Annotated in this window: 23 protein-coding genes and 1 pseudogene; 16 read left to right on the plus strand and 8 right to left on the minus strand. The window is 71.8% G+C overall.

What is annotated here, in order from left to right; translation table 11 throughout:
- Window positions 1–106: 106 nt before the first annotated feature.
- From argJ to ACGFRB_RS26950, 4 genes are read left to right on the plus strand one after another with little or no spacing between them, the layout of a single operon-like run.
- Complete coding sequence (gene argJ / locus ACGFRB_RS26935; protein ID WP_393246694.1) at window positions 107–1,273, plus strand: bifunctional glutamate N-acetyltransferase/amino-acid acetyltransferase ArgJ; 1,167 nt, start codon at window positions 107–109, stop codon at window positions 1,271–1,273.
- Window positions 1,270–2,184 carry an acetylglutamate kinase gene (argB, locus tag ACGFRB_RS26940; RefSeq protein ID WP_363011130.1) on the plus strand — a complete coding sequence of 305 codons (915 nt, stop codon included), beginning with the start codon at window positions 1,270–1,272 and terminating at the stop codon, window positions 2,182–2,184. The genes argJ and argB overlap by 4 nt, the downstream gene beginning before the upstream one ends.
- Window positions 2,181–3,506 (plus strand): acetylornithine transaminase, encoded by a 1,326-nt coding sequence (locus ACGFRB_RS26945; RefSeq protein WP_393246696.1) that lies wholly within the window; start codon window positions 2,181–2,183, stop codon window positions 3,504–3,506. The genes argB and ACGFRB_RS26945 overlap by 4 nt, the downstream gene beginning before the upstream one ends.
- A gap of 7 nt (window positions 3,507–3,513) precedes the next feature.
- A complete protein-coding gene (locus tag ACGFRB_RS26950; protein ID WP_361236962.1) occupies window positions 3,514–4,077 on the plus strand; it encodes an arginine repressor in 564 nt (187 codons plus the stop codon).
- A gap of 189 nt (window positions 4,078–4,266) precedes the next feature.
- Here ACGFRB_RS26950 and ACGFRB_RS26955 read toward each other — a convergent pair whose 3' ends face one another.
- The 3 genes from ACGFRB_RS26955 to ACGFRB_RS26965 form a co-directional block, all read right to left on the minus strand.
- Complete coding sequence (locus ACGFRB_RS26955; RefSeq protein WP_393246698.1) at window positions 4,267–4,842, minus strand: hypothetical protein; 576 nt, start codon at window positions 4,840–4,842, stop codon at window positions 4,267–4,269.
- A 338-nt stretch (window positions 4,843–5,180) separates the two neighbouring features.
- Entirely contained in the window at window positions 5,181–5,966 is a 786-nt protein-coding gene (locus ACGFRB_RS26960; protein ID WP_393246700.1) for a L,D-transpeptidase, read from the minus strand.
- A gap of 36 nt (window positions 5,967–6,002) precedes the next feature.
- A complete protein-coding gene (locus ACGFRB_RS26965; RefSeq protein WP_363011136.1) occupies window positions 6,003–6,599 on the minus strand; it encodes a pyridoxamine 5'-phosphate oxidase family protein in 597 nt (198 codons plus the stop codon).
- Window positions 6,600–6,684: 85 nt separating this feature from the next.
- On the opposite strand from ACGFRB_RS26965, the gene ACGFRB_RS26970 reads away from it, so the two are divergent.
- The 3 genes from ACGFRB_RS26970 to argH all read left to right on the plus strand — a co-directional run bounded on the left by ACGFRB_RS26970 (window position 6,685) and on the right by argH (window position 10,166).
- A complete protein-coding gene (locus ACGFRB_RS26970) occupies window positions 6,685–6,888 on the plus strand; it encodes a hypothetical protein (protein WP_393246702.1) in 204 nt (67 codons plus the stop codon).
- A gap of 425 nt (window positions 6,889–7,313) precedes the next feature.
- On the plus strand, window positions 7,314–8,507 hold the full coding sequence (locus ACGFRB_RS26975) for an argininosuccinate synthase (RefSeq protein ID WP_363011138.1): 1,194 nt from the start codon (window positions 7,314–7,316) through the stop codon (window positions 8,505–8,507).
- A 231-nt stretch (window positions 8,508–8,738) separates the two neighbouring features.
- The gene (gene argH / locus ACGFRB_RS26980) at window positions 8,739–10,166 is read left to right on the plus strand and encodes an argininosuccinate lyase (RefSeq protein WP_363011140.1); all 1,428 of its coding nucleotides are present in this window, start codon (window positions 8,739–8,741) and stop codon (window positions 10,164–10,166) included.
- Window positions 10,167–10,222: 56 nt separating this feature from the next.
- Here argH and ACGFRB_RS26985 read toward each other — a convergent pair whose 3' ends face one another.
- Window positions 10,223–10,744 (minus strand): HAD domain-containing protein, encoded by a 522-nt coding sequence (locus tag ACGFRB_RS26985; RefSeq protein WP_393246704.1) that lies wholly within the window; start codon window positions 10,742–10,744, stop codon window positions 10,223–10,225.
- Between the two features lie 116 nt (window positions 10,745–10,860).
- Here ACGFRB_RS26985 and ACGFRB_RS26990 point away from each other — a divergent pair, with 116 nt between their 5' ends.
- From ACGFRB_RS26990 to ACGFRB_RS27000, 3 genes are all read left to right on the plus strand, one after another.
- Window positions 10,861–11,034: a hypothetical protein gene (locus tag ACGFRB_RS26990; RefSeq protein WP_363011144.1), complete on the plus strand. Its 174-nt coding sequence runs from the start codon at window positions 10,861–10,863 to the stop codon at window positions 11,032–11,034.
- A gap of 66 nt (window positions 11,035–11,100) precedes the next feature.
- Window positions 11,101–11,652 (plus strand): TetR/AcrR family transcriptional regulator, encoded by a 552-nt coding sequence (locus ACGFRB_RS26995; RefSeq protein WP_361236938.1) that lies wholly within the window; start codon window positions 11,101–11,103, stop codon window positions 11,650–11,652.
- A gap of 47 nt (window positions 11,653–11,699) precedes the next feature.
- Entirely contained in the window at window positions 11,700–13,211 is a 1,512-nt protein-coding gene (locus ACGFRB_RS27000) for an MFS transporter (RefSeq protein WP_393246839.1), read from the plus strand.
- Here ACGFRB_RS27000 and ACGFRB_RS27005 read toward each other — a convergent pair.
- A complete protein-coding gene (locus tag ACGFRB_RS27005) occupies window positions 13,174–14,295 on the minus strand; it encodes a GlxA family transcriptional regulator (protein WP_393246706.1) in 1,122 nt (373 codons plus the stop codon). The two genes, ACGFRB_RS27000 and ACGFRB_RS27005, sit on opposite strands and share 38 nt — an antisense overlap.
- 183 nt (window positions 14,296–14,478) lie before the next feature.
- Here ACGFRB_RS27005 and ACGFRB_RS27010 point away from each other — a divergent pair, with 183 nt between their 5' ends.
- Window positions 14,479–14,772: a DUF1330 domain-containing protein gene (locus tag ACGFRB_RS27010; RefSeq protein ID WP_393246708.1), complete on the plus strand. Its 294-nt coding sequence runs from the start codon at window positions 14,479–14,481 to the stop codon at window positions 14,770–14,772.
- A 176-nt stretch (window positions 14,773–14,948) separates the two neighbouring features.
- Here the strand turns inward: ACGFRB_RS27010 and ACGFRB_RS27015 are convergent, their stop codons facing one another.
- Complete coding sequence (locus ACGFRB_RS27015) at window positions 14,949–15,602, minus strand: lysophospholipid acyltransferase family protein (protein WP_393246841.1); 654 nt, start codon at window positions 15,600–15,602, stop codon at window positions 14,949–14,951.
- A gap of 309 nt (window positions 15,603–15,911) precedes the next feature.
- On the opposite strand from ACGFRB_RS27015, the gene ACGFRB_RS27020 reads away from it, so the two are divergent.
- From ACGFRB_RS27020 to ACGFRB_RS27040, 5 genes and pseudogenes are all read left to right on the plus strand, one after another.
- A complete protein-coding gene (locus ACGFRB_RS27020) occupies window positions 15,912–17,132 on the plus strand; it encodes a glycerophosphodiester phosphodiesterase (protein WP_393246710.1) in 1,221 nt (406 codons plus the stop codon).
- Between the two features lie 226 nt (window positions 17,133–17,358).
- A complete protein-coding gene (locus ACGFRB_RS27025; RefSeq protein ID WP_363011150.1) occupies window positions 17,359–17,880 on the plus strand; it encodes a sigma-70 family RNA polymerase sigma factor in 522 nt (173 codons plus the stop codon).
- A gap of 37 nt (window positions 17,881–17,917) precedes the next feature.
- Entirely contained in the window at window positions 17,918–18,403 is a 486-nt protein-coding gene (locus tag ACGFRB_RS27030; protein ID WP_363011152.1) for a GNAT family N-acetyltransferase, read from the plus strand.
- A gap of 67 nt (window positions 18,404–18,470) precedes the next feature.
- Window positions 18,471–18,962, plus strand: coding sequence for a hypothetical protein (locus ACGFRB_RS27035; RefSeq protein WP_393246712.1), 492 nt, complete (start codon window positions 18,471–18,473; stop codon window positions 18,960–18,962).
- A gap of 94 nt (window positions 18,963–19,056) precedes the next feature.
- Window positions 19,057–19,209, plus strand: a pseudogene (locus ACGFRB_RS27040) (alpha/beta hydrolase); the annotation flags it as partial.
- Window positions 19,210–19,258: 49 nt separating this feature from the next.
- Here the strand turns inward: ACGFRB_RS27040 and ACGFRB_RS27045 are convergent.
- Both ACGFRB_RS27045 and ACGFRB_RS27050 read right to left on the minus strand, forming a co-directional pair.
- Window positions 19,259–19,768, minus strand: a complete 510-nt coding sequence (locus ACGFRB_RS27045) for a hypothetical protein (protein ID WP_393246714.1) — start codon at window positions 19,766–19,768, stop codon at window positions 19,259–19,261.
- A gap of 2 nt (window positions 19,769–19,770) precedes the next feature.
- Complete coding sequence (locus ACGFRB_RS27050) at window positions 19,771–20,133, minus strand: hypothetical protein (RefSeq protein ID WP_363011156.1); 363 nt, start codon at window positions 20,131–20,133, stop codon at window positions 19,771–19,773.
- Window positions 20,134–20,746 lie beyond the last annotated feature (613 nt).

Genomic DNA, 20,746 nt, shown 5'->3' on the forward strand with positions numbered 1-20,746 from the left:
ACCGGGCCCCCCGCGGCCTCGCGCCCCGGCCGGCCCCCGGCCCGCAGTCGATGACCATGCCCGCGGCGGTGCGCCGCGCGGGTGGAGAAGTGAACGGAGAAGAGCAGTGAGCGTCACCGCAGCGAAGGGATTCACGGCCGCGGGCATCGCGGCCGGGATCAAGCAGAACGGCAACCCGGACCTGGCCCTCGTGGTCAACACCGGTCCGCGCCGCGCCGCCGCGGGAGTCTTCACCTCCAACCGCGTCAAGGCCGCCCCCGTCGTCTGGTCCCAGCAGGTCCTCGCCGACGGCGAGGTGACCGCCGTCGTCCTCAACTCCGGCGGCGCCAACGCCTGCACCGGACCGCAGGGCTTCCAGGACACCCACGCCACCGCCGAGAAGGCCGCCGAGACCCTCACCACCCGGGGGATCGAGACCGGCGCCGGTGACGTCGCCGTCGCCTCCACCGGCCTCATCGGCGAACTCCTCCCGATGGACAAGCTGCTCCCCGGCGTCGAGAAGGCCGCGGCCGAACTGTCCGCGCACGGCGGCGAGAAGGCCGCCATCGCCATCAAGACCACCGACACCGTGCACAAGACGTGCGTGGTGCAGAAGGACGGCTGGACGGTCGGCGGCATGGCCAAGGGCGCGGGCATGCTCGCCCCCGGCCTCGCCACCATGCTCGTCGTCCTCACCACCGACGCCGACGTCGACGCCGAGGGCCTCGACACCGCGCTGCGCCAGGCCACCCGGCTCACCTTCGACCGGGTCGACTCCGACGGCTGCATGTCCACCAACGACACCGTGCTGCTGCTCGCCTCCGGCGCCGCCGAGGTCACCCCGGCCCCCGACGCGTTCGCCGAGGCCGTCCAGGAGGTGTGCGCCGACCTGGCCCGCCAGCTCATCGGCGACGCCGAGGGCGCCAGCAAGGACATCCGTATCGAGGTGATCAACGCCGCCTCCGAGGACGACGCCGTCGAGGTCGGCCGGACCATCGCCCGAAACAACCTCCTCAAGTGCGCCATCCACGGCGAGGACCCCAACTGGGGCCGTGTCCTGTCCGCCATCGGCACCACCGCCGCCGCCTTCGAGCCCGACGAGCTCAACGTCGCCATCAACGGCGTGTGGGTCTGCAAGAACGGCTCCGTCGGCGAGGACCGCGACCTCGTCGACATGCGTTACCGCGAGGTCGTCATCACCGCCGACCTCGCCGCCGGAACGGACTCCGCCGTCATCTGGGCCAACGACCTGACCGCGGACTACGTCCACGAGAACAGCGCGTACAGCTCATGAGTACGACGAGTACGACGAGGAAGCACACCGCCCTGCCCAAGGCGCGGACCCTCGTCGAGGCGCTGCCCTGGCTGACCCGCCATCACGGCAAGACCGTCGTCATCAAGTTCGGCGGCAACGCCATGATCGACGACGACCTCAAGGCCGCCTTCGCCCAGGACGTCGTCTTCCTGCGGCACGCCGGCCTCAAGCCGGTCGTGGTGCACGGCGGCGGCCCGCAGATCAGCGCCGCCCTCGACCGGGCGGGCCTGGTCAGCGAGTTCAAGGCGGGCCTGCGGGTCACCACGCCCGAGGCGATGGACATCGTACGGATGGTCCTCGCCGGCCAGGTCCAGCGCGAACTCGTCGGCCTGCTCAACCAGCACGGCCCGCTCGCCGTCGGCATCACCGGCGAGGACGCCCACACCCTCAGCGCCACCCGCCACCGGCCGGTGATCGACGGCGAACCGGTCGACATCGGCCGGGTCGGCGAGATCACCGCCACCGACACCGGCGCCATCCAGGCGCTGCTCGACGACGGCCGCATCCCCGTCGTCTCCTCCATCGCCCGCTCCCAGGACGACGACCATGTCTACAACGTCAATGCTGATACGGCGGCTGCGGCACTCGCTGCGGCGCTGGGCGCCGAAACACTGATGGTCCTCACCGACGTCGAGGGCCTCTACGAGGACTGGCCGCACAGCGACGAGGTCATCAGCCGCCTCACCGCGAGCGAGCTGGAGAAGCTGCTGCCCGAGCTGTCCAGCGGCATGGTCCCGAAGATGGAGGGCTGCCTGTACGCCGTCCGCAACGGGGTCACCACGGCCCGGGTGATCGACGGCCGGGTCCAGCACTCGATCCTGCTGGAGATCTTCACGGACGAGGGCATCGGCACGATGGTCGTGCCCGACGAGACGACGGTGGAGTCATGATGAGCGGCAGCGGTAGCGGTACGGAGCAGACGAACGACCTGGCCGGCCTGACCGCCGGCACCCCGGCCACGGCGGACGGCGCATCGGTCCAGGCGACCGGCGCCCCGGCCGCCGGCGCCCCGGCCGGCAACGCCACCCTGACCCGGCGCTGGCAGGGCTCCCTCATGGACAACTACGGCACGCCCCGGCTGCCGCTCGTCCGGGGCGAGGGCGCCCGCGTCTGGGACGCCGACGGCACCGCGTACCTCGACTTCGTCGGCGGCATCGCCGTCAACGCTCTCGGCCACGCCCATCCGGCGGTCGTCGAGGCCGTCACCCGGCAGATCCAGAGCCTCGGCCACGTCTCCAACCTCTTCGTCGCCGAGCCGCCCGTCGCCCTCGCCGAACGGCTCCTGGAGCTCTTCGGCCGGGCCGACGGCCGGGTCTTCTTCTGCAACTCCGGCGCCGAGGCCAACGAGGCCGCCTTCAAGATCGGCCGGCTCACCGGCCGCCGCCACATGGTCGCCACCACCGGCGGCTTCCACGGCCGGACCGTGGGCGCCCTCGCGCTGACCGGCCAGCCCGGCAAGCAGGAACCCTTCCTGCCGCTGCCCGGCGACGTCACCCATGTCCCGTACGGGGACGCGGACGCGCTCGCCGCCGCCGTCACCGAGGACACCGCCCTCGTGATCATCGAGCCCATCCAGGGCGAGAACGGCGTGGTCGTCCCGCCCCCCGGCTACCTCAAGGCCGCCCGCGAGATCACCCGCGCCACCGGCACCCTGCTCGTCCTCGACGAGGTCCAGACCGGCGTCGGCCGGTGCGGCACCTGGTTCGAGCACCAGGCCCACGAGGGCGTCGACCCCGACATCGTCACCCTCGCCAAGGGACTCGGCGGCGGGCTGCCGCTCGGCGCGACCGTCGCCTTCGGCCCGGCCGCGGAGCTGTTCGCCCCCGGCCACCACGGCACCACCTTCGGCGGCAACCCGGTGGCCTGCGCCGCCGGACTCGCCGTCCTGGACACCCTCGGCGACGGCGCCGCTCTCGACGAGGTCAAGCGGATCGGCGAGAAACTGCGCGCCGGAATCGAGGGTCTCGGCCACCCGCTGATCTCCCATGTCCGTGGCGCGGGCCTTCTCCTGGGTATCGTGCTCACGGAGTCCCTCGCGCCCCAGGTGCAGCAGGCGGCTTCGGACGCCGGTCTCCTGGTGAACGCGCCCGCCCCCGATGTCGTACGGATCATGCCCCCGCTGATCATCGGCGACGCGGAGGCGGACACCTTCCTGCGGGCCCTGCCCGGCGTTCTCGACGTGGTGAACGGGGAAGGACGAACCGGAGAATGAACCGACGATGAGCGACGCGCAGGCACACGAACACGGGGACAACCCCCGGACCGAGTCCGGGGGCGGGCCGGCCGTCCCGCAGACCCGCACCGCCCGCCACCGCAGGATCGTCGACATCCTCAACCGGCAGCCGGTGCGCTCGCAGAGCCAGCTGGCCAAGCTGCTCGCGGACGACGGGCTGAGCGTCACCCAGGCGACACTCTCCCGCGACCTCGACGAGCTCGGCGCGGTGAAGATCCGCAACACGGGCGGCGAGCTGATCTACGCGGTGCCCAGCGAGGGCGGTTTCCGCACCCCGCAGGCGCCGCTCGGCGAGTCGGCCAAGGAGGAGCGGATGCGCCGCCTCTCCGGCGAGCTGCTGATCTCCGCCGAGGCCTCGGCCAACCTGGTGGTGCTCCGTACGCCGCCGGGCGCGGCCCAGTTCCTCGCGTCGGCCATCGACCAGGCGGAACTCCACGCCATCCTCGGCACCATCGCGGGCGACGACACGCTGCTGCTCATCTCCCGCGACCCGGTCGGCGGCCAGGCCCTCGCCGACCACCTGCTGCGCCTCGCGCAGAAGGACCGCTGACCGCTTTTCGTCCCGGTGCGCCCCGCGTCCCGGTGTGCCCCGTGCGGCCGCCCTGGCGGCGCCGCGGCGAAACGTGCCTGCCCCGCTTCCCCTTGGCCAGGGAGCGGGGCAGGCGCTTTGCGTTTCACGGGGTGGGCGGCCGGGCCCTCGCACGGGGCGGACAGGCCCCGGGGCGCGTCCGCCGGCCGATCAGGTCAGCTGAATCGAGCTGGCCTGGTCGTTCATCGCGTCGCCGACATACGGCGTGGACTTGGTGTAGAGCTGGTTCGTGCCGTTGTAGTAGATGTCCGAGTACAGACCGACCCAGCAGTTGTTCGCGGGGATCAGGGAACTGATGCCGTCGTTCCAGCCCCCGAGGTCGCTCCAGCCCCAGTCCCACGTCCCGTTGTCCTTGCAGCCTTCCGGGATCTCCATCGTCCAGGACGCACCGCCGTAGTTCCAGTCCCAGTAGACGACGGCGCCCACGACCCCGCCCTGGAGACCGGCGGCGACGCGCGCGTCACGCTTGCCGGCCGGGGCGTTGATCTCCGCGATGAAGCCCTTGTCCTTGGCGGCCTTGGCCGGCGCCTCGGGCGCGTCGGTGACCCGGCCGTCGGTCGCGTCGGCGATCGCCTCGCGGAAGGTGTCGTAACACGTGGTCGTGTGCGAAGTGACGTGGGCGACGCAGTGGGCGCCGGTCTTGGCCCGAGGGGCCGAGGTGGCGGCGGAGGCGGCGGACACGGTGGCGCCGGTGCTCGCGATCGCCAGTCCCAGCGAGGCGATCACGATCGCCGTGCGCCGGGTGGTCCGGTGTGCCGCGTGTGCCGTGTGGAAGACATGAAGGTCTCCTTGAGGGGAGGGGCTGCTCGGTGCCGGCCGCGCCGATCGGCGGCCGGGCATCAGCGCACCAAGCCCGTGTCTTTGCTGCGTAAGCGATCGATAAATGAGAGAGAAGCGCGAAATTCCGCTCACCGACCGGTAGCTTCGCTCTTGTGCGAAGGCTGTTCCATCGCCGCTGGTCGGGGGACGGTCGGGAGGCGGCCGAGAAGTCGCCCCGCCGTCCGTCTGGGTGCCGAGCGCCCGCAACCACCGGTCATCCGGAATGAAGCGCCCAACGTAGCTCCCTAGTAGCGCGTGATCGCCGTCCGTCCGCCCCGGGTGCCGACGGCGAGATGCGGCCGGCGGGCCGGAGCCGCCCAGACCAGGATCCGGCGCATCGCCTCCGCCGGTACGGACACGCAGCCGGCGGTCGCCCCGCGCCCGTTCACATGCAGGAAGATCCCGGCCCCGCGCCCGCGCACCGGCCGGTCGTAGTTGAACGCGACGACGAGCGCGTGGGCGTACTGCTTCCGGTAGGTGGTCAGATGCTCGGCCTCGGCCGCCCGGCAGTCCCGGGGCAGCCCCTCCACCCAGCGGTTGTACGCGCGGGAGGCGTTGTCCTGGCACCACCAGGAACGTTCGGTCACCCGGACGTACCGGTACGCCGTCCCGGCCGGCGCGGGCGCGGTCCCGAAGGCGTACGGAAGCCGGAAGAGCCCTGTGGGCGTGGTGTCCGTACCCTGCCGGCGCCGGGACCCCTCGGCGAGCCCCTTCGCCCCGAACCGCGCGGGCGCCGAACCCGCCCGCACCCACCGCCCGCCGCGCCGGTCCCACCAGGTCACCGTGCCGGTGGTGGCCCCGGTGCGGGCGGCCTCGGCGGTGATCAGCTGCGTGCCGCCGCCGGTGTCGGCCATCCGCTCCGGGAGTGGGGCGCCGGCCGACACCGGTGCCGTGCCGGGTGCCGTGACCGATGCCGCGACCAGGGGCGATGCCAGGGGCGACGCCAGGGCCGGTCCCGGTGCCTGGGCGAGCGAGCCGAGCGACGAACCGAGCGAGCAGAGCGCCGCGCCGAGCGCGAGTAGGGTGCGCATGGCGCGACGATAGGTCCGCCCCGCCGGGCCGCCGGGCTATTGCCCCGTACGGGGGAGTGGCGGCAGCGGCAGTGGCAGACCGGGGAGCCCGTCGATGCTGGACGCGATGTGCTCCTTGCCCGCGAAGTACGCGCTCAGCGACTCGTCGTCCTCCCGGGCGAAGCGCCGCTGGTGCAGATCGCGGTCCTCGTCGTACGACATGAACGGCACGCCGTAGCCACAGGTGTCCCGCACCAGCTCGGCCCGGACCAGGATGATCGCCCGCAGCCCGTGCTGCTCGGGGTCGATCCCGCCGAAGTGCCCGATCAGCTCCGCCCATCGCGCGTCGTCCCGGAACACCGGCTCGCCGCGCCCGTGGATCCGTACGATGTTGGGCGGCCCCTGGAAGGCGCACCACATGAGGGTGATGCGCCCGTTCTCCCGCAGATGGGCCACGGTCTCGGCGTTGGACCCGGCGAAGTCCAGATAGGCGACGGTGTGCTCGTCGAGGACGGCGAAGGACCCCGCGAGCCCCTTCGGCGAGAGGTTGACGGTCCCGTCCGCGTCCAGCGGAGCCGTCGCGGTGAAGAACACCGGCTGGGACTCGATGAAGGCACGCAGACGACCGTCGATCTGTTCATATGTCTTTCCCATGTCGCGATTCTTTTCCAGGCTTTCGCGCCGTACGCCGGACGGGCGCGCGATACCTTCCGGGAAGGATCAAGCAAGGGGGCGCCGCTTGGCACCGCAGAGCCCGAGTACCTACCGGCTCCTGACTATCACCGAGTCCGGCGATGACGAGAGCTTCGACGACTTTCTGGATGAGTTCTTCCCGGAAGATCCCGCGGCGCGCGAGCGCATCGATCGCGGTGCCGAGTGCCTGGCCGCCGAGGAGCGTGGCGCCCGTCTCGTGGAGCTCCGTGAACGTGCGCGCCGGTCGTGAGGATGGCGCTCGCCGCATGGGCGTGGCGCTCCAGCGTGCCATCGGCTCGGGAGGAACAAGCCCGCGCAGCTGATCATCTGGGCCGAGGTGGAGGGCTGGCGAACCGATCTCGCTGCCTGAGCCCGCCTGAGCCCGCCTGAGCCCGCCTGAGTCCGTCCGAGTCCGCCTGAGTCGGCAGGACACGCCCCAGTGGCGCCCGGAGCCCCGAGTGGTGGCTCCGGGCACCGTTCGCCGTGCGGGCCGGTGGTCGCCTGTGCGTGCTCACGTCGCCTCTCCGGGTGTACCGCCCCTTCATGCAGCGGCGGTATGCCTCTCCACACCCCCTCCCACCTGCGGTTTTCGATTTCCGGCAGCCAACCTTTGACAAACCATACGGAGCACTGCATAGTTATACCCATCAGTGGTTGCAAGGTAAGGAGAACCCCGTGACCGAGCGCGTCGTACTCGCCTACTCGGGCGGCCTGGACACCTCCGTCGCCATCGGCTGGATCGCCGAGGAGACGGGTGCCGAGGTCATCGCTGTCGCCGTGGACGTCGGCCAGGGTGGCGAGGACCTGGACGTCATCCGTAAGCGCGCGCTCGCCTGCGGTGCGGTCGAGGCCGAGGTCGCGGACGCCAAGGACGAGTTCGCCGACGAGTACTGCCTCCCGGCGATCAAGGCCAACGCCCTCTACATGGACCGCTACCCGCTGGTCTCGGCGCTCTCCCGGCCGACCATCGTCAAGCACCTCGTCGCCGCCGCCGAGAAGCACGGCGCCTCGATCGTCGCCCACGGCTGCACCGGCAAGGGCAACGACCAGGTGCGGTTCGAGGCCGGTATCCAGGCCCTCGGCCCGGACCTGAAGTGCATCGCCCCGGTCCGTGACTACGCCATGACCCGGGACAAGGCCATCGCCTTCGCCGAGAAGGCGGACCTGCCGATCGCCACCTCCAAGAAGTCCCCGTACTCCATCGACCAGAACGTCTTCGGCCGGGCCATCGAGACCGGCTTCCTCGAGGACATCTGGAACGCGCCGATCGAGGACATCTACGAGTACACGGCGAACCCGGCCGTCGCCCGCGAGGCCGACGAGGTCGTCATCTCCTTCAAGGAGGGCGTGCCGGTCGCCATCGACGGCAAGCCCGTCACCGTGCTCCAGGCCATCCAGCAGCTCAACGAGCGGGCCGGCGCCCAGGGCATCGGTCGGATCGACATGGTCGAGGACCGGCTCGTGGGCATCAAGTCCCGCGAGGTGTACGAGGCTCCCGGCGCGATCGCCCTGATCACCGCCCACCAGGAGCTGGAGAACGTCACCGTCGAGCGCGAGCTGGCCCGCTACAAGCGGCAGGTCGAGCAGCGCTGGGGCGAGCTGGTCTACGACGGCCAGTGGTTCTCCCCGCTCAAGCGGGCCCTGGACGGCTTCATCAACGAGGCCAACCAGCACGTCACCGGCGACATCCGGATGACCCTGCACGGCGGCCGCGCCGTCGTCACCGGCCGGAAGTCCTCGGAGTCGCTCTACGACTTCAACCTCGCCACCTACGACACCGGCGACACCTTCGACCAGTCGAAGGCCCAGGGCTTCATCGACATCTTCGCGCTCTCGTCGAAGATCGCCGCGAAGCGTGACCTCGGCTGACCCCAGTCGTTCGACAGCCCGCCTCCCCGTTCCGCGACGCGGTGGGGAGGCGGGCGCGCATCCGGGCCTGTGTCCCGGATACGCGCGGGTGCGGCACGGCCGCCGGACACGCCGAACGGGCGTGCACCGGCGGACCACCGGCGCGGCACATCGAGACCCGCGCACCGCGTCGAAACCCTCGCAGCACATCCAGACCCTCGCAGCACAGACCCGGCATGAGGAGCAGCAGAAGTGAGCAGCAACAACGGTGACGTACGGCTCTGGGGCGGCCGGTTCGCCGACGGTCCCGCCGAGGCCCTGGCGAAGCTGTCCGCGTCCGTCCACTTCGACTGGCGTCTCGCGCCGTACGACATCGCCGGTTCCCGCGCCCACGCGCGCGTGCTGCACAAGGCCGGGCTGCTCACCGAGGACGAACTGACCCGCATGCTGGACGGTCTCGACCGGCTGGAGGCGGACGTAGCCGACGGCTCGTTCACCGGCACCATCGCCGACGAGGATGTGCACACCGCCCTGGAACGGGGTCTCCTGGAGCGGCTCGGCGCCGAGCTCGGCGGCAAGCTGCGGGCCGGCCGGTCCCGTAACGACCAGGTCGCCACCCTCTTCCGGATGTACCTGCGCGACCACGCCCGGATCATCGGCTCCCTGATCGCCGAACTCCAGGACGCGCTGGTCGGCCTCGCCGAGGCGCACCCGGACGTCGCCATGCCCGGCCGCACCCACCTCCAGCACGCCCAGCCGGTGCTCTTCGCCCACCACGTGCTCGCGCACGTCCAGTCGCTGTCCCGGGACGCCGAGCGGCTGCGCCAGTGGGACACCCGGACGGCCGTCTCCCCGTACGGCTCCGGTGCCCTCGCGGGCTCCTCGCTCGGCCTCGACCCGGAGGCGGTCGCCAAGGACCTCGGCTTCGAGCGCGGCTCGGTCGGCAACTCGATCGACGGCACGGCCTCGCGCGACTTCGTCGCCGAGTTCGCCTTCATCACGGCGATGATCGGGGTGAACCTCTCCCGTATCGCGGAGGAGATCATCATCTGGAACACGAAGGAGTTCTCCTTCGTGACCCTGCACGACGCCTTCTCCACCGGCTCGTCGATCATGCCGCAGAAGAAGAACCCGGACATCGCCGAGCTGGCCCGGGGCAAGTCCGGCCGCCTCATCGGCAACCTGTCCGGCCTGATGGCGACCCTGAAGGCGCTGCCGCTGGCCTACAACCGGGACCTCCAGGAGGACAAGGAGCCGGTCTTCGACTCCTGCGACCAGCTGGAGATCCTGCTGCCCGCCTTCACCGGGATGATGGCCACCCTCACGGTCAACCGGGAGCGCATGGAGGAGCTGGCCCCCGCCGGGTTCTCGCTCGCGACCGACATCGCGGAGTGGCTGGTCAAGCAGGGTGTGCCGTTCCGGGTGGCGCACGAGGTGGCCGGCGAGTGCGTGAAGGCCGCCGAGGCCGAGGGCAAGGAGCTGGGCGATCTGACGGACGAGCAGTTCGCCAAGATCTCCGAGCACCTCACCCCCGAGGTCCGCACGGTCCTCGACGTCCCCGGCGCCCTCGCCTCCCGCAACGGCCGGGGCGGCACCGCGCCCTCCGCCGTCGCCGCCCAGCTCATCGAGGTCAAGGCCGACCTGGTGATCCAGCACGCCTGGGCCGACGCGAAGAAGTAGCCGCACCCCCTGAGCGGGCCCCTCACCCTCGGTCGGGCCCTCTCACCCCCTCGGCATCACAGCGCCGCCGCCCAGTCCGCGAGCCTGTCGAAATCCGGCCGGAGCAGTCCGAGCCGGGGATCGACATGCAGCAACAGGGCGGCGGCGAGGTGGTTTTGCTCCACGTACTCGTGGTCGTACGCCGTGATGTCGTCGTCCACCCAGGCGAACGGCCGCCCCGCCGCGTATTCGAGGATGTACCGCGTCTTCCAGAAGGTCCCGCGCGGGGCCCTGTCGTGTATCTGCGGCCAGTCGATGTACGGCAGCTCCGGCAGCCCGAGGTGAGGGCCTATCCAGTCGTTGGCCTCGCCCTTCCAGGTGGTCGCCCAGACCAGCTCGTACGCGTCGGCCAGAGCCCGCAGCTCGTCACCGTGCGCGGGATTCAGCCACACCCGCAGCGGCTTGACCCCGGTCCAGTCGGACGGGTGCGTCCGGTGCGTGGCATACCCCTCCGGCCTGCGCTCGCGCTGTGCCGCGTAAGGGTTCAGCGGCCCGTCGACATCGATCAGCAGCAGCGGTTTCGGCAGCGCTTTTGTCATGCTCGTAGCATTCCTTTCCTTGTCCGGGCGGGCATCGGATTTTCCCGCCGTGGTACGTCCGCTCCGGGGCGGCCGTCGTACGGCCGCCGCCCCGGACTTCTGGGAAGGCGATCGGCATGGGAGCCGGATTCATCCTTTTTCCGCTGGCCCTGTATCTCGTCCTCATGGGCGTGTTCTGCGCCCTCGTCGGCGCGAAGACGACACGGCGGATGGGCTGGGCCATGTCGGCGGGGCTGGTGTTCCTGCCCCTGGCCCTCTTGGTCGGCGCTGTCTCACCGCTGGGGAGGTAGCCGTCAGCATGGGCTCTTGATGCCTCGCATGAGACATTTTTGTCTCATGCGGTGTACGGTTGTCTCATGTCAGTCGACCGCACCCAGGTGCTCCGCTCCGCCGCCGCCACCCTCAGCGTCAAGGCGACCGCCACCATGGACGAGGTCGCCCGGGCCGCCGGGATCGGCCGCGCCACCCTGCACCGGCACTTCGCGGGGCGGGAGGCGCTGATCCGGGCGCTGGAGGAGCTGGCTCTCGACGAGCTGACCGCCGTACTCGACACGGTGGGCCCCGAGGCGGGCCCCGCCGACGAGGCGGTGCGCCGGCTGGTGGGCGCGGTGCAGCCGGTCGCCCCGCTGATCGCCTTCCTCGTCACCGAGAACCAGCTCTTCGAGGGCGAGCAGCAGAACGAGGGCTGGGCCGCCCTCGACGCGCGGATCTCCGCGCTCTTCCGGCGCGGCCAGGAGGAGGGCGTCTTCCGGATCGATCTGACGCCCGCCTGGCTCTGCGAGGCGCTCTACGGGCTCATCAGCTCGGGCGCCTGGGCCGTCGCCGACGGGCGGGTCGCCGCCAAGGACTTTCCGTACATGATCGCCGAGCTGCTGCTCGGCGGAGCGCGCAGGAGCGTGGAGAAGTGATCACCGACACCGTACGGCACGAGCACGAGCGCCGTACCGAGAGCCATATCGAGGGCGCCCGCCGGCCCGGCCGGTGGCTCGCCCTCTCCGTACTGGTCCTGGCCGTCCTGCTGGTGGCCGTGGACGCCACGGTCCTCGGCCTGGCCACCCCCTTCCTCTCCGAGGATCTGAAGCCGTCCGGCACCCAGCTGTTGTGGATCGGCGACGTCTACTCCTTCGTCATCGCCGGTCTGCTGGTCTCCATGGGCAGCCTCGGCGACCGCATCGGCCGCAAGAAGCTGCTGCTCACCGGCGCCACCGCGTTCGGCGCGGTGTCCCTGCTGAACGCCTACGCCACCAGCCCCGAGATGATGATCGTGGCCCGCGCGCTGCTCGGCGTCGCCGGCGCCACCCTGATGCCGTCCACTCTGGCCCTGATCCGCAACCTCTTCCACGACCCGCGCGAGCGCAGCCTCGCCATCGGCGTCTGGGGCGCGATGGCCTCGGCCGGTGCCGCCGTCGGTCCGGTCGTCGGCGGATTCCTGCTCGAACACTTCTGGTGGGGCTCGGTCTTCCTCATCAACCTGCCCGTCATGGCCGTCCTGGTCGTCGTCGGCGTCAAGCTGCTGCCCGAGTCGAAGAACCCGGCCCCCGGCCCCTGGGACCTGCCCAGCGTCGTCCTCTCCCTCGTCGGCATGATCGGCGTCGTCTACGCCATCAAGGAACTGGCCTCCGAGGGCCCGACCTCCGCCGCGGCCCTCGCCGCCGTGCTCGGCCTCGGCGGACTGACCTGGTTCGTCCGGCGCCAGCTCACCCTGCCGACCCCGCTCCTGGACATGCGGCTGTTTCGCAACCGGGGGCTGTCCGCCGCCGTCGTCGCCGACCTGCTGACCGTACTCGGCCTGTCCGGCCTGGTGTTCTTCCTGTCCCAGTTCTTCCAGCTGGTCCAGGGCCGGGCGCCGCTGGAGGCCGGCCTCGCCGAACTGCCCGCCGCCGTCGGCGCCGTGGTGGCCGGCCTGATCGCCGGCCGGGCGGCCCGCCGCTACTCGGTGCGTGCCGTCGTCGCGGGCGGTCTCGCCGCCATCGGCCTGGCCCTCGCGGCCCTGACCACGCTCGGACAGACGACCGGATACCCGCTGCTCGGCGCGAGCCTGCTGGTCGTCGGTACGGGCGCGGGCTTCGCGTTCACCGTCACCGCCGACGTCATCCTCTCCAGCGTCCCCAAGGAACAGGCCGGTGCGGCCTCCGCGGTCTCCGAGACCGCGTACGAGCTGGGCGCGGCCCTCGGCATCGCGCTCCTCGGGTCCATCGTGACCGGCGTCTACCGGGACTTCTCCACTCCGGCCGGTGTCCCGTCGGGCGCCTCCGCCGCGGCGCACGAATCCCTCGGCGGAGCCGTCGAGGCCGCCGCCGGCCTGGCCCCGGAACGGGCCGAGGCGCTGGTCTTGGCCGCGCAGGACGCCTTCGTCGACGGCCTGCGCATCGCCTCCGGCATCGGCGCGGCGGTCCTGCTCGCGACCGCCGTCGCCGCCTGGTTCCTGCTCAGGGGCCAGCGGCTCGGCGAGGGCGACGGACACTGACGCTCCCGTCGGCGGCCGGATCCGGGGCACGGAAAGTGCGACGGTACGCCGACGGGGCGACGCCGGCCTCCGCCGCGAGGTGCCGCCGCAGCGAGGTGGCGGTGGCGAATCCGACCTCGTGGGCGACGCGTTCCACCGGCAGATCGCTGGACTCCAGCAGGTGCCGGGCCCGCCGCAGCCGCTGCGAGGTCAGCCAGCGGCCGGGGCTCAGACCGGTCTCCTCTTTGAAGCGCCGGGTGAAGGTACGGGTGCTCATCGCCGCGTGCGCGGCCAACTGCTCCAGCGACAGCGGTAGTTCAAGCCGCCGCAAGGCCCAGTCGCGGGTCGGCCCGGTGCCGGTCGTGCCCGCCGGCGGCAGGGGCCGCTCGATGTACTGTGCCTGCCCGCCGTCCCGGTACGGCGGCATGACGCAGAAGCGGGCGGCCTGGCCTGCCACCTCGGTGCCGTGGTCCTGGCGCAGCAGATGCAAGCAGACGTCGAAGCCGCTGGCCGCTCCCGCCGAGGTCAACACGTCACCGTGATCCACGAAAAGAACGTCGGTGTCGAGCTCGACCCGGGGGAACAGCTCCCGGAAGCGGTCGCTGAGCGCCCAGTGGGTGGTGGCCCGGCGCCCGTCGAGGAGACCGGTGCCGGCCAGCAGGAAGGCGCCGCTGCAGATCGACACCAGCCGGGTGCCGGGCCGGATGCCGGAAAGCGCGTCCAGGGCCTTCGGGTCCGGGGCGGCGGCCGAGGTCCGGGGGATCGCGTACCCAGGGATGATCACGGTGTCCGCCTCGGCCAGCACCTCGGGGCCGTGCCCGGGGGTGACGGTCAGGTCCGAGACGGTGCGCACGGGCTTCCCGTCCACGCCCGCGGTCACCACCTCGTAGCGGCCATCGGCGGAGCCCAGGACGTGTTGGGGTATGCCGAGTTCGAAGGGGTAGATCCCGTCGACCACGAGAACGACCACCTTGTGCGGGCCGGGCCGCGGTTCCGGGCGCGTCACGCGACCCGGTTCGGCGGTGTCACCGGTCAAGCCACCGGCCGAGTCACCGGCCAGGTCGCGGGCGCCGGGCGTACCGGGGGCGGCAGGGGGGACGGGCATGGCGAGAATGTATCGGAGGCTGACCTTTCCGCCATGGCCGAGGCCGGCGCGAACGGCGAGGATCGAGGCCTGACTTCGACGAGGACAGGGGGGAGAACCCTCGCCCCTGGGCCGTCGTCGGGGATCGAGCGATCCGTGTCGAATCGACGCCGGACGCGTCCGGCCGAACACAGGAGGTTTCCCATGGCCAAGGGCTATTGGGTCAGTGTCTACCCCGCCCTTTCCGACCCCGAGGCGCTGACCGCCTACGACACGCTGGCGGGTCCGGCCGTCCGGGCCGCGGGCGGGCGCCTTCTGTCCCGTGGCGATCGAGTCGTCGCCCACGAGGCCGGAATCGCGCATCGCGTCGTGCTGATCGAGTTCGACAGCCTTGAACAGGCGGTCGCGGCGTACGAGAGCGAGGCGTACCGGAAGGCGCTGGTGGCCCTCCCCGACTGCTACGAGCGCGACTTCCGCATCATCGAAGGCATCGACTGACCCGGCCGACCGGACTCACCGGCGGGCCCGACTCACCGGCGGGCCCGACTGACCGGCGGGCCCAGACCCGCCGAGCCCCCGTCACCCACGGAAACGTCCCTACGGGGGCTACGGGGGCTACGGGATTCTCGGCACTCGGTACCCCGGCCCCTTGCGCGCGCCCCGTGCCTCTACGCCTACGCGGCCTTCGCCTTCGTGGCGTACATGTCCACGTACTCCTGGCCCGACAGCCGCATGACCTCCGCCATCACCGAGTCCGTGACCGCCCGCAGTACATAGCGGTCGCGGTCCATCCCCTCGTAGCGGGAGAACTCCATCGGCTCGCCGAACCGGACGGTCACCCGTCCCGGGCGGGGCATGCCCGCGCCGCCCGGCTGGAGCTTGTCGGTGCCGATCATCGCGAACGGCACGACGGGCGCTCCGGTCATCAGGGTGAGCCGGGCGATGCCGGTGCGGCCGCGGTAGAGACGGCCGTCGGGGGAGCGGGTGCCCTCCGGGTAGATGGAGAAGATCTTGCCCTCCTCCAGCACCCGGCGGCCCGTCATCAGCGCCGCCACACCGCCGCGTCCGCCGTCGCGGTCCACCGGGATCATGCCGACACTGGTGAAGAACCAGGCCATCAGACGGCCCTTCAGACCCTTGCCCGTGACGTACTCGTCCTTGCCGATGAAGAAGACCTGACGTTCCAGGCAGATCGGCATGATCATCGAGTCGATGAAGGTCAGGTGGTTGCCCGCGAGGATGACCGGTCCGGTGCCCGGGATGTTCTCGGCACCCTCGACGCGGGGGCGGAACATGAGGCGCAGGAGCGGGCTTAGCGCGGCCTTCATGAGCGCGGGACGGGACACGGTTCCTCCGGGGCCGGGCGGACGGACAGGCAAGGGCGCGTCCGCGGCTCGGCCGAGCCGGTGGCGCAGGACCGGACGATACTCGCGAGTCGGTACGCGTCGCACATCGGGTCTCACCGGTCGGACGCGTACGGCGGGGTGAGGGTTCGTTAATGGACAGGGTGGCCGGATCCGCTCCGTCTCCTCGTGTTTCCGTCGAGTTCGACTGCGATCTGCTCGCGATCGCACGTTTGTGCCTAGCGTCAGGGAGAAGAGTTGACAGGTGCGGGACACCAACCAGAAGGAGCGTCCATGACCCAGCCCCAGCCCCAGCGCCCGACCCCGGCCCGGCGGGCCGTTCTCGGCGCGGCCGGAGCAGCCGTCCTCGGCGGCTCGACCGTCCTCGCGGGCGGCACCGCCCAGGCCGTCCAGTCCGCCATGGGCCAGGAGGGGAACCAGGGCCAGGACCAGGGCCAGCGTCAGGGCGACGGAAAGGGCCGCGGCTACCGTTCGCTTCCCTACCCCACCGTCATCGGCCACCGGGGCGCCAGCGGCTACCGCCCCGAGCACACCCTCGGCTCCTACCAGCTCGCCCTCGACATGGGCGCCCATGTCATCGAGCAGGACCTCGTCCCCACCAAGGACGGCCACCTGGTCTGCCGCCACGAGAACGACATCACCGGCACCACCGACGTGGCCGACCACCCCGAGTTCGCCTCCCGCAAGACCACCAAGACCGTCGACGGCGTCGCCCTCACCGGCTGGTTCACCGAGGACTTCACCCTCGCCGAGCTCAAGACCCTGCGGGCCGTCGAGCGCATCCCCGCCGCCCGCCAGAAGAACACCCTCTACAACGGCCGCTGGGCCGTGCCCACCTTCGAGGAGGTGCTGCGCTGGGCCGAGGACGAGGGCCGCCGCCGCGGCCGCGAGGTGTGGCTGCACGTCGAGACCAAGCACCCCACCTACTTCCGCTCTCTCGGCCTTGGCCTGGAGGAGCCGCTGGCCAAGCTGCTGCGCCGGTACGGCCGCCACCGTGCCGACTCCGCCGTCTTCCTGCAGTCCTTCGAGCCCGGCAGCATCCAGCGGCTCGGCCGCCTGGTCGACGCCCCGAGCGTCGTGCTGCTCTCCTCCGCCGACTCCCGCCCCTGGGACTTCGTCGCCTCCGGCGACCCGCGCACCGTGGCCGACCTGATCACGCCGAAGGGTCTGGCCGAGATCGCCTCGTACGCGCAGGGCATCGGTCCCACGATCGACCTGATCCTGCCCCGGGACGCGAGCGGCCGCCTCGGCGCCGAGACCAGCCTCGTGCGCGACGCGCACCGTGCGGGCCTGATCCTGCACCCGTACACGATGCGCAACGAGAACACCTTCCTGCCCACCGAGTACCGCCGCGGCACCGACCCGGCGGCCTACGGCGACGCCTTCGGCCTGCTCCAGCGCTACTTCGCCACGGGCATCGACGGCATCTTCTCCGACAACGCGGACACGGCACTGCTCGCGGCGGCGGACTACGCGGCGGCCCACGCCCGCTGACCGAACGCCGGCCGGCCGAACGCCTGCTGACCGGCTGACCGGCTGACCGGCTGACGGCCGGCCGATCTCCGATCGCCGCCCGCCCACTCGCCCGCCTGCCGCCCGCCGACCCCTCACGTCGGCGGGGCGCCGGCGGGCGGCGGCTGCGGGCGACGGTGTTCCGCCGACCGGGTGAATCAGGGCCGGGACCGCAACCAGTCCCGGCCCGCTCCGCATCGTGGCCGACATGACCCTCCGCCCCTCCCTGCTCGCCGCCCTCACCCCGCTGCTCGCCGCCGAGTGCGGGGCCGAGGCGGCGGCCGCCGGCGTCGACGCCGAGGACCTCGAACAGGCCGTGTGGCTGCGGTTCCTGGAGCGCGTCGCGGCGGGCGGGACCGAGCCCGAGCGCCCCGCCGACTGGCTGCGCCGGGCCGTACGGGCCGAGGCCCGCCGCGCCCGCCGAGAGCGCGCCCGCGCCCTGCGGTTCCGCGGCGAGGCCCGCGCCGAGACCCCGACCCCGGAGCACTCCGCGCTCACCGCCGAACGCCACCGCGCCGTGCGCGCCGCCGTCCGCCGCACCCCCGGCCACTGCCCCCGGCTGCTCACTGCGATGCTGCACCCCGGCGACCCCAGCTACCGCGATATCGCAGGAGCGTTGGGTATCTCACAGGGCAGTCTGGGGCCGATGCGTTCCCGTTGCCTGGGATGCCTGCGCAGAATGCTGTCTGCTGAGGTTCCCGGCCCCGGGGTCCGGGGAAGGGTGCCGTAGAAATTCACTCGGACTGGTGAGCGGAAGGCATGCGCACATGAGCATGAGCGTGACCATCTCAGCGGCGGACGCGACGCGTGACGCGGAGCAGATCCTGAAGCTGCAGTACCTCTGCTATCAGCGCGAGGCCGAGATCCACCAGAACTGGTCGATCGAGCCGCTCACCCAGCCGCTCGACGCCCTGCGCGCCGAACTCGTCGAGGGCGTGGGCCTGGTGGCCCGGCTCGGCGACGAGATCGTCGCCTCGGTGCGGGGCCGGCTCGACGCGGACGGCACCGTACGGATCGACCGGCTCATCGTCCACCCGCGCATGCGCCGGCACGGCCTCGGCGGCCGGCTTCTCGACGCCATCGAGCGCCACTTCGCCGCCGAGCCCGGCCCCGCCGCCAAGCGGTTCCGGCTCTCCGCCGGCCTGCGCGCCGAGAGCGGCCTGCGGCTGTACCACAGCCGGGGTTACGCCCAGGTCGGCGACCAGGAGTCCGACCCGGCGCACACCCTGGTGACGCTGGAGAAGGCCGCGTAGGGCACGAGCCGGGCCGAAACCGCAGGTCAGGGGCGGCGAAGGCTGGTCGAGTGAGGTAGAAGGGCGTATGGACAGCGCCGTTCTCCAGCAGATGCTCGACCAGGTCTTCGACCACGCCGTGGTCTACCACGGGTACACCACCTACATGCGCGACTACGAGGTCGTCGTCCATGTCACCGCGGACTCCCGGACCGGTATCACTCCGGCCCACCTGAGGCATCTCTTCCGGTACTGCGTCGAGGTCCGCTGCGAGACGTCGTTGCGGCCGGAGACCTGGCGGGTCTCGCTGGACGACCGGCTCGTCGATTCCGTGACCGGCGACGGCCTCGACGGATTCGTCTGGGGTGTGGAGTGGCAGATGCTCTACCCGGGAGCCAGGCTTCTCGCCGAGTCGGAGGCGACCCGACACTGGTCGAAGGCTCTGGGAATCGACTTCCACGAGGTGTGTATCGAGAGCGGCGCGCACAAGCTGACCTTGCTCTTCTCGGAACTCCAGGTGAGCGAACTTCCCGCCGGATACACCCCCTTCGTCACGGACGAGCCGTCGCAGGCCGGGTGACCTCGCGACTGCCGGGGCGTTGCCCGGCGGGACGGGCGGTGGCCGACCTCGGCCGGACTCGCGCCACGGTCGTGGAATTCCGCCATCCGGACGCCGGAGATGGCGTCCCGCGTCCGCCGCCGACTACCGCGTCGTCCCCGGCGCGCGCGTGGAGACGCCGTCCGGGCTCGGGCATTCGCCCCATCTGGAGGACCCGCCGCGTACCGCCGGACCGCTCCTCGCCTTCGCCGCGGCACACCAGCGGTGACCGGCACACCCGGCACACCCGACGCGACGGGCGAGGACCGGACGGCCTCTCAGACCTGGGCCCGCGCCTGGGCCTGGGCCTGCGCCTCGCGCGCGAGGCCCTTGCGCAGCCACCAGATGCCGGTCAGCGGCAGCAGGACCGGGATGAAGATGTAGCCGTAGCCGTACTGCGACCAGACCGTCGCGTCCGGGAAGGCCGAGGGCTCGATGAGCGTCCAGGTGCCCACGATCAGGACGCCCGCCAGCTCGGCGGCGCAGCACACCAGCGCCGCCCTGCGCGCGGTCTCTCCGCCACGTACCAGGGTGTACGTGATGAACGCGTAGACCACCGCCGCCACGGCCGACAGGCTGTAGGCGAGCGGGGCGCGGTCGAACTCGGTGGCGATCTGGTAGATCGAGCGGGAGACCGCACCGACCGACATCACGCCGTACAGCCAGACGACCACCATGCCGGGGCCCGAGATCAGCCGGCCGGAGCGCTGCGCCCCCGCCTCGGCCCCAGCCCCGGCGCCGGCACCGGTTTCCGTCCCGGCCTGGGCGCCGTTCTCCGTCGCGGTCATGATCAGCCCACCGTCCAGATGTCGTAGAGACGCACTTCGAGGACGGCGAGCACCACCGCGCCCGCCGTCACGGTCGCCGAGCCCCACTTGCTGCGCTCGGTCAGCGACATGAGACCGGCCGCGGGCACCGCGCACAGCGCGCCCAGGAGGTAGGCGATGAAGATCGCCGTGCCCTCGTCGGCCTTCTCGCCGCGGGTCAGCTGCACGATCCCGACCACCAGCTGCACCAGGGCGAGGAAGGTCACCACGGCCATGCCGATGAAGTGCCAGTCCTTGGTGGGCTGGTCACGGGAGAAGGCGAAGCCGCACCAGGCGGCGAGGGCGAGCGCGGCGGCCGAGACCGCGACCGTCAGGGCGTCAAGCATGGCCCCGAGGGTATTACGGGCGGAGCCGTCCGATGCGCGCGGCCCCGCTCCGCGCGGTGTCGTACGGCGGCCCGCGCCCGCCCGTTCCCGGGAACGGGCGTCCCGCCCCGGCGGCCTCCGTACAACGCGGGGGCGTGGTCTTGGCCACAAGAGCCCCCTGTGTCCTCCTTCCGGAAGACCGCCCCATGCTGCGCCGTGCTGCCCCGCTCCGCCCCGGTCCGCTCCGCGCGGACCACCCGCCGAGGGGCGTCGGCCCAGGCCACACCGGGAACGGGAGCCCTGTGCCGTCGCCCGGAGCGCATCCGGGCGGATCCGGGAGACCGGGCCGGGAAAGGTGCTCCCGGACCTCTCGCGTCTCACGCTTGTCCGCTATTCGGACAGCCCTCCGTCGTTCGCAGCTGCGCATGCTTTACTTGCAGCCATGACCACGACGAGCAACCGCACCCTTGCGACCGAGGCGAACCAGACGCCCGGTGCTCGCTGTATGTGTCGAATGTGCGCCATCTGAGGGCCCCCGCCGCATGCTCGCGCCCCGAAGCGAGCCCCGACGGCCGAGCCGTTCCCACCGCCTTTGGGTGTCGGAGCGTGCCCGCCCCGCGCACGTGCCGCCCGC

Origin of the sequence: Streptomyces sp. NPDC048718 (genome assembly GCF_043198875.1) — a bacterium.
Taxonomy (GTDB): Bacteria; Actinomycetota; Actinomycetes; order Streptomycetales; family Streptomycetaceae; genus Streptomyces.

Excerpts from the sequence above, each read along its gene's own strand:
- ACGFRB_RS27035 (WP_393246712.1), top strand. The coding sequence starts at position 18,471 with ATGGACAGCGCCGTTCTCCAGCAGATGCTCGACCAGGTCTTCGACCAC.
- ACGFRB_RS27015 (WP_393246841.1), bottom strand. The coding sequence starts at position 15,602 with ATGAAGGCCGCGCTAAGCCCGCTCCTGCGCCTCATGTTCCGCCCCCGC.
- ACGFRB_RS27050 (WP_363011156.1), bottom strand. The coding sequence starts at position 20,133 with ATGCTTGACGCCCTGACGGTCGCGGTCTCGGCCGCCGCGCTCGCCCTC.
- ACGFRB_RS26945 (WP_393246696.1), top strand. The coding sequence starts at position 2,181 with ATGATGAGCGGCAGCGGTAGCGGTACGGAGCAGACGAACGACCTGGCC.
- ACGFRB_RS26995 (WP_361236938.1), top strand. The coding sequence starts at position 11,101 with ATGTCAGTCGACCGCACCCAGGTGCTCCGCTCCGCCGCCGCCACCCTC.
- ACGFRB_RS26950 (WP_361236962.1), top strand. The coding sequence starts at position 3,514 with ATGAGCGACGCGCAGGCACACGAACACGGGGACAACCCCCGGACCGAG.
- ACGFRB_RS27005 (WP_393246706.1), bottom strand. The coding sequence starts at position 14,295 with ATGCCCGTCCCCCCTGCCGCCCCCGGTACGCCCGGCGCCCGCGACCTG.
- ACGFRB_RS27045 (WP_393246714.1), bottom strand. The coding sequence starts at position 19,768 with ATGACCGCGACGGAGAACGGCGCCCAGGCCGGGACGGAAACCGGTGCC.
- ACGFRB_RS27030 (WP_363011152.1), top strand. The coding sequence starts at position 17,918 with ATGAGCATGAGCGTGACCATCTCAGCGGCGGACGCGACGCGTGACGCG.
- ACGFRB_RS26965 (WP_363011136.1), bottom strand. The coding sequence starts at position 6,599 with ATGGGAAAGACATATGAACAGATCGACGGTCGTCTGCGTGCCTTCATC.
- ACGFRB_RS26985 (WP_393246704.1), bottom strand. The coding sequence starts at position 10,744 with ATGACAAAAGCGCTGCCGAAACCGCTGCTGCTGATCGATGTCGACGGG.
- argB (WP_363011130.1), top strand. The coding sequence starts at position 1,270 with ATGAGTACGACGAGTACGACGAGGAAGCACACCGCCCTGCCCAAGGCG.
- ACGFRB_RS27020 (WP_393246710.1), top strand. The coding sequence starts at position 15,912 with ATGACCCAGCCCCAGCCCCAGCGCCCGACCCCGGCCCGGCGGGCCGTT.
- ACGFRB_RS27010 (WP_393246708.1), top strand. The coding sequence starts at position 14,479 with ATGGCCAAGGGCTATTGGGTCAGTGTCTACCCCGCCCTTTCCGACCCC.
- ACGFRB_RS26990 (WP_363011144.1), top strand. The coding sequence starts at position 10,861 with ATGGGAGCCGGATTCATCCTTTTTCCGCTGGCCCTGTATCTCGTCCTC.
- ACGFRB_RS27025 (WP_363011150.1), top strand. The coding sequence starts at position 17,359 with ATGACCCTCCGCCCCTCCCTGCTCGCCGCCCTCACCCCGCTGCTCGCC.
- ACGFRB_RS26960 (WP_393246700.1), bottom strand. The coding sequence starts at position 5,966 with ATGCGCACCCTACTCGCGCTCGGCGCGGCGCTCTGCTCGCTCGGTTCG.